At 32.2% G+C, this 16,024-nt stretch carries 15 protein-coding genes; 11 read left to right on the top strand and 4 right to left on the bottom strand.

From position 1 onward, the window contains the following. The first annotated feature begins 13 nt into the window (after positions 1-13). The 9 genes from ACEN92_RS04460 to ACEN92_RS04420 all read left to right on the top strand — a co-directional run bounded on the left by ACEN92_RS04460 (position 14) and on the right by ACEN92_RS04420 (position 9,271). The gene (locus ACEN92_RS04460) at positions 14-1,210 is read left to right on the top strand and encodes a glutamate-5-semialdehyde dehydrogenase (RefSeq protein WP_495641169.1); all 1,197 of its coding nucleotides are present in this window, start codon (positions 14-16) and stop codon (positions 1,208-1,210) included. A gap of 79 nt (positions 1,211-1,289) precedes the next feature. Continuing rightward, positions 1,290-2,051, top strand: coding sequence for a glutamate 5-kinase (gene proB, locus ACEN92_RS04455; protein ID WP_495641168.1), 762 nt, complete (start codon positions 1,290-1,292; stop codon positions 2,049-2,051). A 66-nt stretch (positions 2,052-2,117) separates the two neighbouring features. Next, entirely contained in the window at positions 2,118-2,507 is a 390-nt protein-coding gene (locus ACEN92_RS04450) for a GxxExxY protein (protein ID WP_495641167.1), read from the top strand. Positions 2,508-2,611: 104 nt separating this feature from the next. Further along, the gene (locus tag ACEN92_RS04445) at positions 2,612-3,559 is read left to right on the top strand and encodes an N-acetylornithine carbamoyltransferase (RefSeq protein WP_495641166.1); all 948 of its coding nucleotides are present in this window, start codon (positions 2,612-2,614) and stop codon (positions 3,557-3,559) included. Positions 3,560-3,588: 29 nt separating this feature from the next. Continuing rightward, on the top strand, positions 3,589-4,362 hold the full coding sequence (argB, locus tag ACEN92_RS04440; protein WP_495641165.1) for an acetylglutamate kinase: 774 nt from the start codon (positions 3,589-3,591) through the stop codon (positions 4,360-4,362). Positions 4,363-4,433: 71 nt separating this feature from the next. Next, positions 4,434-5,504 (top strand): M20 family metallo-hydrolase, encoded by a 1,071-nt coding sequence (locus tag ACEN92_RS04435; protein WP_495641164.1) that lies wholly within the window; start codon positions 4,434-4,436, stop codon positions 5,502-5,504. A 205-nt stretch (positions 5,505-5,709) separates the two neighbouring features. Then, a complete protein-coding gene (gene argH / locus ACEN92_RS04430) occupies positions 5,710-6,990 on the top strand; it encodes an argininosuccinate lyase (RefSeq protein ID WP_495641163.1) in 1,281 nt (426 codons plus the stop codon). A 107-nt stretch (positions 6,991-7,097) separates the two neighbouring features. After that, positions 7,098-8,102: a DUF2157 domain-containing protein gene (locus ACEN92_RS04425; RefSeq protein ID WP_495641162.1), complete on the top strand. Its 1,005-nt coding sequence runs from the start codon at positions 7,098-7,100 to the stop codon at positions 8,100-8,102. Further along, on the top strand, positions 8,099-9,271 hold the full coding sequence (locus tag ACEN92_RS04420) for a hypothetical protein (RefSeq protein WP_495641161.1): 1,173 nt from the start codon (positions 8,099-8,101) through the stop codon (positions 9,269-9,271). The genes ACEN92_RS04425 and ACEN92_RS04420 overlap by 4 nt, the downstream gene beginning before the upstream one ends. A 147-nt stretch (positions 9,272-9,418) precedes the next feature. On the opposite strand, the gene ACEN92_RS04415 is transcribed toward ACEN92_RS04420, so the two are convergent. The 3 genes from ACEN92_RS04415 to ACEN92_RS04405 all read right to left on the bottom strand — a co-directional run bounded on the left by ACEN92_RS04415 (position 9,419) and on the right by ACEN92_RS04405 (position 12,505). Then, positions 9,419-10,822 (bottom strand): T9SS type A sorting domain-containing protein, encoded by a 1,404-nt coding sequence (locus ACEN92_RS04415; protein WP_495641160.1) that lies wholly within the window; start codon positions 10,820-10,822, stop codon positions 9,419-9,421. A gap of 364 nt (positions 10,823-11,186) precedes the next feature. After that, entirely contained in the window at positions 11,187-11,975 is a 789-nt protein-coding gene (locus ACEN92_RS04410; protein ID WP_495641159.1) for an anti-sigma factor, read from the bottom strand. Next, a complete protein-coding gene (locus tag ACEN92_RS04405) occupies positions 11,975-12,505 on the bottom strand; it encodes an RNA polymerase sigma factor (protein WP_495641158.1) in 531 nt (176 codons plus the stop codon). Before ACEN92_RS04405 ends, ACEN92_RS04410 begins: the two co-directional genes overlap by 1 nt. Positions 12,506-12,949: 444 nt before the next feature. Here ACEN92_RS04405 and ACEN92_RS04400 point away from each other — a divergent pair, with 444 nt between their 5' ends. Further along, positions 12,950-13,537, top strand: coding sequence for a glutathione peroxidase (locus ACEN92_RS04400; RefSeq protein WP_495641157.1), 588 nt, complete (start codon positions 12,950-12,952; stop codon positions 13,535-13,537). A 128-nt stretch (positions 13,538-13,665) separates the two neighbouring features. On the opposite strand, the gene ACEN92_RS04395 is transcribed toward ACEN92_RS04400, so the two are convergent. Next, positions 13,666-14,166 carry a GNAT family N-acetyltransferase gene (locus ACEN92_RS04395; protein ID WP_495641156.1) on the bottom strand — a complete coding sequence of 167 codons (501 nt, stop codon included), beginning with the start codon at positions 14,164-14,166 and terminating at the stop codon, positions 13,666-13,668. Between the two features lie 179 nt (positions 14,167-14,345). Here ACEN92_RS04395 and menD point away from each other — a divergent pair, with 179 nt between their 5' ends. After that, the gene (gene menD / locus ACEN92_RS04390) at positions 14,346-16,007 is read left to right on the top strand and encodes a 2-succinyl-5-enolpyruvyl-6-hydroxy-3-cyclohexene-1-carboxylic-acid synthase (protein ID WP_495641155.1); all 1,662 of its coding nucleotides are present in this window, start codon (positions 14,346-14,348) and stop codon (positions 16,005-16,007) included. Positions 16,008-16,024: the final 17 nt, after the last annotated feature.

Genomic DNA, 16,024 nt, shown 5'->3' with positions numbered 1-16,024 from the left:
CAACTAATTAAAGATGAATACATTATTATCCATAGAAAAAAGAAATGCTGTTTTAAGTCGGATGGCTCAACTTCTGGAACAGGAAAGAGCTAATCTTAAAAGTATTAATCGACAGGATTTAAGCAATTATTCCGGTGATGATCTGGCTATGGAAAAGCGTTTGTTGGTGGACGATGCCAAAATTGACGGAATGATATTGTCAATGCAGCAATTGGCCAGCCAGCAAGATCCTGTAGGTGTTGAGCGATTTCATTTTGTACACGACAACGGAATGAAAATCATTAACAAAACGGCAGCTTTTGGAACAATAATGATCATTTATGAATCAAGACCCGATGTAACCGTTGAAGCTGGCGGAATTGCATTCAAGTCCGGAAACAAAATTTTACTGAAAGGCGGAAAAGAATCTTTGTTATCGAATTTAAAAATAGTTTCTCTTTGGCATCAGGCTTTGGAAGAAAATGAAGTTTCAACGAATTGGGTTGAATATTTGAATTACAATCGTGCCGAAACTCAGGCTTTTTTGGAAAATCCAACGCAAAGAGTTGATTTAATCGTGCCTCGTGGCGGTGAACAGCTGATAGCTTTTACAAAGAAACATGCTACTTGTCCGGTAATCGTTAGTGGTCGTGGCAATAACTTTGTTTATGTAAACAAAGAAGCTGATTTGAAAAAAGCCCTTGATATTATTATTAACGGAAAAACCACAAATATAGGTGTTTGTAACGCTTTAGATAAAGTTTTAATTGATGTTAAACTTTCTAATTGGGAAGATTTTGCAAAACAATTAGTTACTGAACTGCAAAAATATAATGTTACTGTTTTGGGTGATTCAGCTTTTGCAAATGCTACTCAGGTACCTGCAATTGAAAATGATGAAATTTGGTACGAAGAGTTTTTAAATTATAAAATTGTTGTTGGAATTGTAAATTCTGACGAAGAAGCTATTTCAAAAATCAATAAGTATTGTGGTGGTCATTCTGCTTCCATAATTACACAAAATAATGCCGTTGCCCAGGAATTTATGGATAGTATTGATTCGGCAGCAGTATATCAAAATGCCTCTACCAGATTTACTGATGGAGGACAATTTGGTTTAGGAGGAGAGTTGGCCATAAGTACCGACAAATTACATCAAAGAGGTCCAATTGGTTTACAACATCTGGTTACGAATAAATGGTATATTTACGGAGAAGGACAAATTAGATAATTTTAGATTTAAGAGTTCAGATTTTAGATTTAAAAAACTTAGAATCCTAGTAACTCAGAACCTTAGAAGCTAAAAAATAATGACTAAAAAAAGGATTTTATTAAAAATAGGAAGTAATACCTTAACCAAAGAAACCAATCATATTTCGAGAGGAAAGATTGAGGATATTGGTGTGCAGATTGCCGCTTTAAACAAAGACTACGAATTTGTAATTGTGAGTTCAGGAGCGATTGCAGCTGCCAAACAATTTGTAAAACTTGAAAGCAAAGGCAAAGAAATTATTGTCAAACAAGCTTTGGCTTCAATTGGGCAACCTCACTTAATGCGGATTTTTCATGAGAATTTCAGCGATTTAGGCCTATTGACATCACAATGTTTACTGTCTTATTCTGATTTCGAAAAAGAACAATCGAAAGTAAATATTGTCAATACAATCAATGTTTTGATTGAGAATAATTACATTCCGATTATAAATGAAAATGATACTGTTGCCACGGATGAGATTCAGTTTGGGGATAATGATAAATTAGCAGCTTTAACGGCAGTTCTTTTAAATGTTGATATTCTGATAATCGCAACTAATACTAACGGAATATATACAAAAGCTTCCATTCATAATGAAAATCCGGAAACGATTGGTTTAGTGAGTGATTTAAAAGTTTTAGAAAAAGAAATCGGTGAATCAAAATCATCACACGGAACAGGGGGGATGCAGTCCAAAATTGAAGCAGCAGGCATTGCAAAAGCGGCAAACATTGAAACCTGGATCGTGAACGGATTAAATGATAATTTTATTTTGAAAGCTTTAAAAGGCGAAATCCCTTTTACTAAGATTGTGTAATTATAGAACGCGGATGAAACGGATTCGCTATCGCGAAGACACTGATTTAAACTGATTTTTTTAATTATGGGATTATTACACGAGGAGTTAACAAATTCTATTATTAAAATTTTTTATGAAGTTTATAATGAATTGGGATATGGTTTTTTAGAAAGAGTTTATCAGAATTCTTTATATTTAGAATTAAAAAATAAGGGATTTAAAGTTGAAGCTCAAAAGAAAATTGAAGTTTATTATAAGGGAATCGAGGTTGGACAATATTACGCCGATTTGATTGTTGAGGATTTAGTTATATTGGAATTAAAAGCAGCTGATTGTATAATAAAAGAATTTGAAAATCAAATTTTGAATTATTTAAAAGGAACAAATTGTGAAGTAGGTTTGCTTTTAAATTTTGGAACAAAACCAGAATTTAAACGGAAAATATTTGAAAACACTAGAAAAGTAAGAATATGAAATATAGAAATAAAATCAGTTTTCATCCGCGTCTTCGCGATAGCGAATCCGTTTCATCCGCGTCTAATTTTAGATACCAGTAAGAAAAAATAAAAAGAAAAGTTATGAACTATATTTCAATAAAAGATATCAACTCATTATCAAAATGGGTAAAAAGCGCATTAAAAATTAAAAAGAACCCGCTTAAAAATCAAAGTTTAGGAAAGAATAAAACTTTAGGAATGTTATTCTTTAACCCGAGTTTAAGAACGCGTTTGAGTACTCAAAAAGCGGCTTTAAACTTAGGAATGAACGTTATGGTAATGAACTTTACCAACGAAGGCTGGACATTGGAGTTCGAAGACGGAGCTGTGATGAATTCCGGTGCTTCAGAGCATATTAAAGAAGCGGCTGAAGTCGTTTCACAGTATTGTGATATTATTGCTATCCGTGCTTTTGCAGGTTTGGCAGACAAAGAAAAAGATTATGCTGAAACAGTTATTTCAGGGTTTTTGAAACATGCTACAGTGCCAATTGTAAACATGGAAAGTGCTGTTCGTCATCCGTTACAGTCTTTGGCTGATGCCATTACAATGGAAGAATACAAAACGAAACACAAACCAAAAGTGGTTCTTTCATGGGCGCCACATCCAAAAGCATTGCCTCAGGCAGTTGCAAATTCATTCGTAGAAATGATGCAGATGCAAAAAGACATGGATTTTGTCATCACGCATCCCGAAGGTTATGAATTAAGCCCGGAAATTACAAAAGATTCTAAAATCGAATACGATCAAAATAAAGCTTTCGAAAATGCCGATTTCGTTTACGTAAAAAACTGGAGCAATTTCAACGATTACGGAAAAGTGACTAATTCAGATTCAAATTGGACCGTAACTGCTGAAAAAATGGCATTGACTAATAACGGTAAATTCATGCATTGTCTGCCTGTTCGTCGTAATGTAATTGTAACTGACGAAGTTATTGACAGCGAGAATTCAATTGTAATTCAGCAGGCGAATAACAGAACCTATTCGGCACAATTAGTTTTACAGAAGATTTTAAAGAAATTGTAGTTTAAAGCTACTTAGTATCTTAGCAACTTATGGAAGTTACAGTAATAAAAATTGGCGGTAATATAATAGATAATCCAACTGAATTAGAGCAATTCTTAACGGATTTCTCTAAAATTGAAGGATATAAAATGCTGGTTCATGGAGGTGGAAAATCAGCTACAAAAATGGCACAAAGTATTGGTTTGGTTCCTCAGATGATTGAAGGCCGCCGAATTACAGATGCTCCAATGCTTGATGTTGTGGTAATGATTTACGCTGGTCAAATCAATAAGCATATTGTGGCGCAATTACAGGCTAAAAGCAATAATGCGATTGGTTTTTCAGGTGCTGATGGAAATTTAATTCAATCTACAAAGCGTAACCATCCAACAATCGATTACGGTTTTGTTGGAGATGTAAAGCAAGTAAATACAGCATTATTGAAAACGTTACTTGAAAACGGAATTGTACCCGTTTTCTGCGCTATTACGCACGATAAAAACGGGCAATTATTAAATACAAATGCTGATACGATTGCAAGTGAACTATCAATTGCTTTGTCAGAAGTTTTTGATGTTACACTGACTTATTGTTTTGAAAAACAAGGCGTTTTACAGGATTCAGAGGATGATTCTTCTGTAATTACAGAAATTAATGAAGAATTATACAACAAACTAAAGTCCGAAAAAGTAATTCATTCGGGCATGATTCCGAAATTGGATAATTGTTTCAATAGTTTGTCGAGAGGCGTCAAGAAAATCAAAATCGGACATCATAAAATGCTGCAAAACCCGGATGTTCTGCACACGACAATTACATTATAAAAAAAAAAGTTGCTAAGTTCCCAATAAACCAAGACTTTTGCAATCTCAGCATCTCAGTACCAAAATAAGAAATGAAAAATATAGAAACGCTTACCCAGGAAGCCATATCATTATTAAAAAATCTGATTGAAACACCTTCATTTTCAAGTGAAGAAGATCAAACGGCACTTTTAATAGAAAATTGGTTCAATCAAAACGAGATTCCCTTTAAAAGAGAAAACAATAATGTGTGGGCTTTCAATAAATATTTCGACCAAAATAAACCGACACTTTTACTGAATTCACACCACGATACCGTAAAACCAAATCAGGCATATACCAATGATCCATTTAAAGCCATCGAAAAAGACGACAAATTATTCGGTTTAGGGAGTAATGATGCCGGTGGATGTTTGGTTTCGTTATTGGCGACTTTTGTTCATTTTTATGAAAATCAAAATTTGTCACATAATTTAGTAATTGTCGCTTCCGCCGAAGAAGAAAGCAGCGGAAAAAACGGTTTAAACAGTGTGTTAAAACATTTACCGAAGCTGGATTGCGCGATTGTAGGCGAGCCGACATTAATGCAATTGGCTGTTGCCGAGAAAGGTTTATTGGTTCTGGATGTAAAAGTAAAAGGTACTGCAAGCCACGCCGCGCATCAAAATGATGATAACTCATTATATAAATCTATTCCGGTAATGGAATGGTTTAAAAATTATAAATTCGATAAAATCTCTGAGGTTTTAGGTCCCGTAAAAATGACCGTAACACAGATCAGTGCAGGAAAACAACATAATGTGGTACCATCAGAATGTGATTTGGTAGTGGACATTCGTGTAAATGATTGTTACACAAATGCTGAAATTCTTGAAGTAGTGAAAGCCAATGTAAATGCCGAAGTAACGCCAAGATCCATGCATTTAAACGCTTCGTCTATTTCAATTGTACACGACTTGGTTCAGGCCGGAATCGCTTTAGGAAGAACAACTTATGGCTCGCCAACACTTTCAGACCAATCCGTTTTGAGTTGTCAGTCTTTGAAATTAGGGCCTGGAGAAACACTTCGGTCACATTCAGCAGATGAATTTATTTTTATCAACGAAATCGAAGAAGGAGTAGAGTTGTATATCAAAATACTAACTGATTTTTTTAAATTATAATTGTCATCCTGAACGAAGTCGAAGGGTAAGGAGCTAATCCCGCTATCCGTTTCAATCTTTTTTGCCGAACCCCGGCAAAAAAGGATTTTCACTACTATCGGGGCTAGGACATTTAGGAAATAAGAAACATAATAATAAAATAAAACTTTGTGAATCTTCGAGTTTCTTTGAGTAACTCTGTGAAACAAAAAAAAATATACATCTTATGAAACTTTGGGAAAAAGGAATACCAACAGATAAACAAATAGAAAAGTTCACAGTCGGAAACGATCGTGAACTGGATTTGGTTCTTGCAAAATACGATGCTTTAGGTTCAATTGCACATGCAAAAATGCTTGGACAAATTGGATTATTAACTTCAGAAGAAACTACTTCTTTAGTTGATGCCTTAAATGATATTATTGCAGATATCGTAGTTGGAAATTTCGAAATCGAAGACAGTTTTGAAGATGTACATTCCAAAATCGAATATCTACTAACAGTAAAATTGGGTGATGCGGGAAAAAAAATCCACACTGCGCGTTCCCGTAACGACCAGGTTTTAGTTGATGTTCATCTGTATTTAAAAGATGAATTGAAAGCCTTAAAAGAACAGGTAAAAACACTTTTTGACTTGCTAATGGAATCTGCAGAGAAACATCAAAATGTTTTATTGCCAGGTTATACACATTTACAAATTGCTATGCCATCCTCATTCGGAATGTGGTTTTCTGCTTACGCAGAGAGTTTAATTGATGATGTAACGATGTTAAATGCCGCGTCAAAAATTGTAGACCAGAATCCGTTAGGTTCTGCAGCAGGTTACGGAAGTTCTTTTCCAATCAACAGAACTTTTACAACCCAGGAATTAGGTTTTGAAACTTTAAAATTTAATGCCGTAGCCGCACAAATGAGCCGTGGAAAAGCAGAAAAAACGGTTGCCTTTGCCATGAGCAGTGTAGCAGCAACGCTTTCAAAATTTGCAATGGATGTTTGTCTGTATATGAGTCAGAATTTTGATTTTATCAGTCTACCGGCACATCTTACGACAGGTTCCAGTATCATGCCGCACAAGAAAAATCCTGATGTGTTCGAATTAATCAGAGGCAAATGCAATAAGATTCAGGCACTTCCTTACGAAATTACTTTAATTACCAATAATTTGCCAAGCGGTTATCACAGAGATTTGCAATTATTGAAAGAAGGTTTGTTTCCAGCAATTCAAAACCTGAAAGCGTGTCTGGATATTGCTATTTTCTCTGTAAAAGATATTACGGTAAAAGACAATATTTTAAAAGATAAAAAATACGATTACTTATTTACGGTTGATACATTAAACGAAATGGTAGTAGCCGGAATGCCTTTTAGAGATGCTTACAAAGCTGTTGCAGAACAATTGGAAGCCGGAACCTATCAATCGCCAAAAGAAACAAAGCACACACATGAAGGCAGTATAAATAATTTATGTTTAGAAGCAATTAAAGATAAAATGAAAAATTCCTATTAAAGAAAAAAGCGTTATGATTTCATAACGCTTTTTTTCGTATAAGATTTTTAATAAAGCAGAAAATTCATGCTAAATCCATATATTTGAACATAAAAGTTATCATACATATGGCAAAGTTTGACGAGGAGTCGGTTCAAAATCTCTTTGAGAAAAATTTCATTACAAAAGAACAATTTCAACAGATAAAAAGTTATAAAAACTTAGGCATTTTTTCGCTAAATACGGAATTGAAAATGTTTCTCTATATATCTGTTTTACTTTTTACATCCGGAATAGGAATTTTAATCTATAAAAACATTGATACAATTGGGCACATTGCAATTTTATCTTTATTGTTAATTGTCACGGCAATCTGCTTTTATTTTTGTTTTAAAAATTCAAAGGGATTTCAGAAATCAGAAACAACTTTTGAAAGTCCTGTTTTAGAGTACTTAGTGCTTATGGCGAATATTTTGACCTGCATTTTTATAGGTTATTTACAATTTCAATACAAGCCTTTTGGTACTTATTACGGATTAGCAACGTTAATTCCGACAATTGTCAGCTTCTTTTGTGCTTATTATTTTGATAATAAAAGTGTTTTGACCATTGCTATTACTGGTTTGGCGGCTTATGTAGGCTTTTCGGTTACGCCTCAGGACTTATTGGACAGCGATTTTTATTCTCATCAAAATTTAAGTTATTCGGCAATAATGTTGGGCATTTTATTAATTCTATGGACAATTTACAGCACCCGAATCACTCTAAAAACACATTTTAATTTAATTTATCTAACATTTGCATTACACATAATCAGTATTGCATTAATTAGTAATTTACTAAAGTTTAATTCTGATTTATGGCTGCTGACTATAATTCCGTTAGCAATATCTTCTTATTATTTTTATAAAGTCAGCTATCCAATAAAAGCAATTTCCATATATGTTTTTATGATTATTTATGCTTATATCGGAATTTCGATTTTTCTTTTTAGAATTGTAGAATTATTGGATTCCAGGAATTATGGGAATTTAGACGATTTCTTTTTATTTATAAGTCCAATTTATTTTGCAGGCTCAGTGATTTTATTCATCAAATTAATTAAGGATTTTAATAAGGGAATAGCGCTATGATAGTATATGATAAAAAGTTATTGGAAAATTTAACATTACATGAACAAGCTGATTCTTTGCTGCAAGGCGGTTTTATAAATAAAGATCAAAAACGTGTAATAGAAAAAGAGCTGCAGTCTTTTAAGGTTCATTATAATATTTTAATTCGGATAGGTTTTTTTCTGTTAGGTGTATTTTTATATTTTTCTATCGGAGGTGCGATTTCATTATTTGGATATAACACTTACCCTGGTGATTATTTAAATGTTTGTTGCTATATTTTTGCTTTTGTTGGATTGGCAGGTTCTGAATTTTTTGGAAGAAATAATTATTACAGACATGGATTGGATGAAGCCTTTATTTTTGGAACAATATTAAATGCTGGTATTGCGGTTGCAATTTCAACAGATGGAGATAATTTTTTAGCTGTTTCAATAACTATAGCAATAGTTTCACTTATTTTGTTTTTACGCTATTTGCATTTATTGTCTGTATTCGTTTTTTATTTAGCATTTACGGTAACAATAGGATATGCGATAATTGATTTTAGAGAATCAGCAAAAGAAGTTCTACCATTTCTTATGATAATTTTTAGTATTGGAACTTATTATTTTTGCAGAAGTCTTATAAATAATCTAACAGAAACTTTTTATAATAACGGGATTCTTTTGATAAAAAGCCTTAGTTTAATATTGCTGTATCTTTCAGGAAATTATTTTATTGTACGAGAGTTTTCGGCATTTTTAATAGAAAATTATTATGCAGAAAGTCCGGAAATTCCATTTGTCTGGATCTTTTGGTGCTTTACATTTATAGTTCCGGCGTTTTATTTGTTTTATGCGCTCAAAAGCAAACAAAGAATTTTGCTTTGGATTAGTCTTTTGTGTCTTTGTTTTTCACTTTTTACTTTTCGGTCTTATCACCATATTTTGCCTTCTGAAGTTGCATTGATATTAGGCGGATTAGTTTTATTTGGAATTGCTTATTTTTCAATAAAAAAACTTAAAAACAAAGAATCAGGATTAACCTTTAAACCAGACAGAATTTCAAATTCAAATACTTTTTTGAATGCAGAAGCTCTAATTATTGCCTCTACATTCGGAATGAAACCTGAAGTAAAATCTCCGGAATCGCCAATGGAATTTGGCGGAGGTGGTTTTAGCGGAGGAGGATCAGGTGAGAGCTTTTAATAATAACACACTAATTTATATAGTAATTGAATAATTGCAAAAACAATTAATATTAGACTATAAAAAAACAGTAGTAAACTTAAGTCTACTACTGTCTAAAATAATTACGCACATTTTTAATGAATGAGCTTTAGTTTTGTTTTAAAACTAATTTTTTATAACCTTAAAAGTTTTAACTCTGTTTTCAATTTGTACTTTACAGATATAAACTCCTTTAACGAGGTTTCCAATGTTTAATTCTAATTTTTCATTAGCAGTAACACTTTTTGAATGGTTATATACTTTGCTTCCGTTAGCAGAAAATATATCAACAAGTGCAGTACCATTTTCAATACTTGAAAATTCAATGTTCAATAAATTATCCACAACTGTTGGATAATATTTAAGTTCTAAATCAGATATATTATCATTAACACCTAAATTAGGACAACTACTAGAAATTACACCGGCTGAAGTAACCTGAAGTGTAGCACCCGCACCACAAGTGGCATTTGGAATATAAGTAGCTACATCTCCTATAGGCAGTACGGTATAGGTATAAGTTGGTTTTGCAGGTGCAGTTCCGGCATCCAGACCTGTAACAGCTGTAGAAGTTGGTGTTCCTTTAATACAACCGTCAAATTTTACCTGAACTGTTCCGGTACCTTCCGTAACAGGGCTGGAAATAGTGCCCACTTTTTCAAAATTACAATTCTCAACATAACAAGTCGTACCTTTATTTCCTGCACCTAAACCAACAGCAGTGGATCCTGAAACGCTGGTTTTGTAATAACAATTTAATAAATGCAACTCAGCATTTCTGGCTCTTGGCATTCTGGCCTTGCAGCCTTCTGCCCAATAGCAGTTTTTAAAGGTAATACTGAATCTTCCATTAGCATCTGTTGTTGGAAAATCATCAATTCCTGAACCCACTAAATTCGTAAAGCGGTGATCAGCAGAACCTCCTGACCCTCCAGCAGTTGGCGCTTTCAAATAGGTAAATTTACACCATGAAATGGTCACATTATCTGCATCACCTTTATTGTCAAAATTACCGTCAATTCCGTCCTGAAATTCACAGTGATCTACCCAAACATCTGTACCTTCGTTAGTAAGATTATCGCGGCCATCAACGTCAAAAGCACCAGGGCCTTCAAAAATAAGATTTCTAATAATAACATTCTTAGAACCGGATTTTATATAAAGAATTCCTGAATTAGCAGAAGATGTTGAAGAATCACTAGCTGATGGGGGGGTAGAAGTTACTGTTATCTGAGTATTTCTAAGTTTAGCTCCCGGTAAACCAATAATGGTTTTATTGGTCAATAATACACTAGTATAAACACAATCAATAGTTCCGGAAACCAAAATTACTGAATTAGCAGTCGCAATTGAAGTAAGAGCAGCTTTTAAAGCAGCATAAGTTGAAACCGTCACAGTATTAGAAACAGTCGGGGTTCCGCCTCCGGTTGCTGCAGCACCAAATCCTTCGGGAGCCGACATATAATAATTTTGTGCAAAAACGCTGGATAAACTTAGCAGGAAAAAGAATAAGGGGAATTTTTTTCTCATTTTAATTTTTGTTTAATTGTTTAAGTTAATTTAACGATTGTGGTTAATGTAATCGATTGCACAAATTTAATTGAATAAAATTTAAAATAAATATTTTTATAAAATAATTATAATTTATGATATACTTTTGAATTAATAAGTGCTTAATTCAATTATTTATAGAAATAAAGCATTTCTAAGAACTTTTTTTAAAAAAAATATAAAAACCCTCTATAATTAAAAGAATAAAATAGAACACTAAAAAAAATATTGTAAGAAAAACTCATTTAAAATTAAGTCAATCTTAAGACTACAGGTATAAGCGAGTTAAATTGCATAAATAAATAAAAAACCTAATTGAAATTTGGGTCAGTAATTTTTATAATTAAACTTTTCCTAAAGTATATAATTGTTCCATTGTTGGCGAAATGCTTCCACCTTCCGGTTCTAACGTAATACCAAAAGCTTCAGCATAAACAGTTTGATTTACTGCAAATATTTTTTGATCATTTTTTTCAAAATTACTTAACAAACCAATACTTGTTGGTGTTAGGGTTGGGCTTAATTTAAGTGCCCATACCTGATAAACCATTCCTTTTGGGGGGTTAGGCAAACCTGCTGCATCAATGTAAGTTGTTTTAGTTTCTTTATTCCAATACACTTTTGCAAATGATTGTGGCGAAACCGCTTGACCTCCCAGAGTTACACCTGTATTTTTAATATTCCTGACAATAGTCAGGCTTTTTTCGACAGCTTTGCTTTTTTCTCCTAAATAGGCATATTCTCTTTCAATCTTACTTTTTTGGGTACCAATAACTGAAATTGCCTGTCTGGTTTCATTTAACTGTAATGTCTGATATCCAATACCCAGAAGTAATAATACGGCAGCAGCCCATCCGGTATATTCTGACCAGCGGGATACCGGCTTCATTTCGACAACATTGCCATATTTGAGGTCAAGTTTGGCTTTTATTTTTTCATAATTAGCTACCGAATGAAAAGGTGAAAAGCTGGATGACAGTGCTACAATTGCTTTTTCTATAGAAATTATTTCGTTGTCAATTTCCGGATTACTTTTTGCCATTTTGACAATTTCTATGTTTTCGTCTTCGCTTAGTAATCCATATACATAAAGTTCTAAAATACCGGATTCTATATAGTCTTTTGCTTCCATTAGATTTTCAAATAATTGCGTAAATCATTAATACAGTTTCTGTTTTGTGTTTTTACTGTTCCTAAAGGAATAGCTAATTCTTCGGACGCTTCTTGTTGTGTATATCCTTTAAAGAATAACAAATCAATAATTTCAATACATTTTGGTTTTAGTTTTTTTACAAACTCCTGAATTCCAATTGTATCAATTTTATTGTTCAACCTGTTATTATCTTCTAAAAGATGTACGAAATTATCAGAACTTAGGTTTTTTTGACTATTATTAAAATTTTTAGAACGCAATTTGTCAATCGATGTATTTCGGGCGATATTTAGGATCCAGGTATAAAACCGGCCTTTACTTTCGTGATAAGAATCAATGTTTTTCCAAATTTTTACAAATACTTCCTGAAGCACATCTTCTGCTTCTTCTCTGTTTTTTACAAGAACGTTAATTACAGAAAATAAGCTTTTAGAATACATATCGTATAAATGTGTGAAAGCTTTTTCATCTTTCTTGTAAATTAAAACTAATAATTCTTCCTGATCCATAAATTTTTGTTTTAGCTATACAAACATATACATTTCAATTAATGAGCACAAGTGTATGAAATATCTGAATTAAAGATAATTTATTTTTTTATAGAAATGCTTTTTCTTTATGCATGAAACCCTTTGTAAAATAAGGGATACTAAAAATAATTAGTTTTTTTATGACATTTTTTAAAACCAAAATTTAATTTTTTACGTACGTGATTATATAGTAAAAATCTGATGTTAATTCTTGTAAAAAGTAAAAAATATCAATATTAATTATCTAAATCCAAGGGTTAAGGAAGAAATAAAATTTAATATAGTTTGATTTGTTTATATGCCTGAAGCCTAACGCCTGATTAATGTTAGGCTTCTTTATTTAACTTATATTTAATAAAAATAAAGCACTCAAAAGCTTCATGTAAAACTGATTTTAATTAATTTTATAAAAAAATTAAAACGATGAAAAAAATATTATTTCTGTCCTGTGGTTTACTATTTTTATTTAGTTACCAAATTCAGGCACAAACAAATAAAACAAAAACGACTAAAACAGATAAGGTTATGACAAAAGAAACCATTTATCAATATAAAGTTGAAGATTTATCAGGAAACCCTTTTGACTTTGCTTCTTTAAAAGGTAAAAAAATAATGATTGTAAACACCGCTTCAAAATGCGGACTGACACCTCAATATAAAGGCCTTGAAGCCATTTACAAAGAATATAAAGATAAAGGTTTTGTAATAGTAGGTTTTCCCGCAAACAATTTTGCTTCACAGGAACCTGGAACAAATGAAGAAATTGGTGCTTTTTGTCAGCAAAATTATGGAGTAACTTTTCCTATGATGGACAAAGTTTCTGTAAAAGGTGACGATATGTGTGAAGTATATAAATTTTTGACTCAAAAATCTAAAAATGGCCTGCAGGATTCTGAAGTAGAATGGAATTTCCAGAAATACCTAATCAACGAAAAGGGTGAATTGGTGAAAGTAATTAAGCCAAAAACATTGCCAACCGATCCGGAAATCATCAATTGGATAAAAAGCTAATATTTAGACTATCTAAACCAAAAAATCCACAAATTTATAATAAGATATAAGTTTGTGGATTTTTTATAAACTGTTTAGCTAGCTATTGCTCGTGTTACTCTTGTCAGGGCAAGGTAATCGTTTAAAATTTACTTTAATATCAGTTGCATAAAAACCAGATCAAGCCAATGATTAAATTTATAGCCAACTTCACGAATAGTTCCTATTGCTGTAAACCCAAATTTTTCATGAAAAGCAATACTTCCTGTATTGTCGGCGTCGATAGCACCAATCATCACATGAAAATCTTGTTCCCTGGCCAATCTTATTAATTCGGTTAATAGTTTAGAACCAATCCCTTTTCCAATCACATTATCAACTACATACACAGAATGTTCGACAGTATATTGGTATCCAATTTTTTCCCTGAACTGTCCATAACTGCCAAAACCAACGACTTCACCATCTAAATCTGCCACAATAACAGGCATGTTTTTAGTTTTTTTATCCTCAAACCATTTTGTCTGAACTTGCAAAGTCTGGATATCATAATTATAATTTGCAGTTGTGTGCAAAATAGAATGATTAACAATTTCCAGGATTTTGTTTAAATCATCTAATTTTGCAGGTCGTATCGTTAAATTTGCCATGTTTTATAAGATTGTTAAATGCTTACGAAATTTATTTTATTCGAAAATTTTATTTTTTACAAATATATTCTCTTTTCACAAAAAGAGACTTAATATCTTTCCTGTTTATAATGTGAAGTTTGTAACTTTGTAGCATAGGAAATTTATAATTTTCTTTAAAAAATAATATACCATAACGAATGATTTACCCCAAAATACCGCTTGCTCAAAGTATTATAGAAATTTGTTCAGCAAAAGGCATTACCAACATTATAATTTCTCCCGGATCAAGAAACGCGCCTTTAACTATAGGCTTTGCACAAAATTCTAATTTTAATTGTTACAGCATTGCAGATGAACGCTGCGCTGCTTTTTTTGCATTAGGAATTGCCCAGCAAACTAAATTCCCAACAGCAGTTGTTTGTACTTCAGGGTCAGCATTATTGAATTATTATCCGGCAGTTGCGGAGGCATTTTATAGTCAGATTCCGTTAATTGTTATTTCGGCAGATCGTCCGCAAAATAAGATTGATATTGGAGACGGTCAAACAATCCGTCAACAAAATGTTTATGAAAATCATTCGGTATTTAATGCCAATTTAACTGAAGAAGCTTCTGAAGAAAATGATTTAAAAATTAATAAAGCTATTGAAACGGCAATTCTTCAAAGAGGCCCGGTTCATATTAATGCACCTTTTGAAGAGCCTTTATATGAAATGGTTGAAGCACTTTCGGTTTATTCAAAAATTACTTATGCTGAGGAAACCTTTAAATCAAAAGTAATTGAAAATATAGAAGATTTTGTTTCTATTTGGAATTCGGCTAAACGCAAACTTGTTTTAGTTGGTGTAAATGAAGCAAATTCAATTGATGAGAAAATAATAGAGAACCTGGTTAAAGATCCATCGATTGTCGTGCTGACAGAAACCACTTCTAACTTACATCATCCGAATTTTATTAATAGTATTGATACTTTAATTACACCCTTTGATGATATTGATTTTAAAGAGTTTGAACCGGAAATTTTAATAACTTTTGGAGGAATGGTCGTTTCGAAACGTATCAAAGGTTTTTTACGAAAATATAAACCGTTGCATCATTGGCATATTGATACTTTACGTGCTTATGATACATTTAATGCTTTAACAAAACATGTTGTAATGCAGCCAAATGATTTTTTCAATGATTTATTATCCAAAACGGTTTTTGTAAAAAGCGATTATTTCAAACAGATAAATAAGATTTATGAATTGCGAAAAATTAAAAAGCAAAAGTATTTGGATAAAATCCCTTTTTCTGACTTTAAGGTATTTGAAAAAGTAATAGCATCTTTGCCTAAAAACAGCCAATTACAAATAAGTAACAGCTCAGCAATTCGATATGCGCAATTAATTGATATTGACCCATCCATTGAAGTTTTTTGTAATCGCGGAACAAGTGGAATTGACGGAAGTACATCAACAGCCATTGGTGCAGCTGTAGCAAGCTTAAAACCTAATATTTTTATTACTGGTGATATCAGCTTTTTATATGACAGTAATGCTTTATGGAATTCTTATATCCCTAAAAATTTTAAAATTATTTTGATTAATAATGGAGGAGGAGGGATCTTTAGAATTTTGCCAGGACATGAGGAAAAACCTGTTTTTAATACCTTTTTTGAAACCTCACATCATTTGACTGCTGAGCATTTGGCAAAAATGTATCAGTTTAATTATTTGACGGCAATAGATTTACCTTCATTAGAAAAAAGTATAACTTCATTTTATGAAATAAATGATAAACCAAATATTTTAGAAATTTTCACTCCAACCTTCGAAAATGATGTTATTTTAAAGCAATACTTCAAAGAGTTGATTTAAAATTAAAAGCATCATTA

It is taken from the genome of Flavobacterium sp. Flavsp81 (assembly GCF_059491325.1).
Note: the sequence above shows the minus strand (reverse complement) of the source record. Positions and strands in the feature narration are given on the sequence as shown.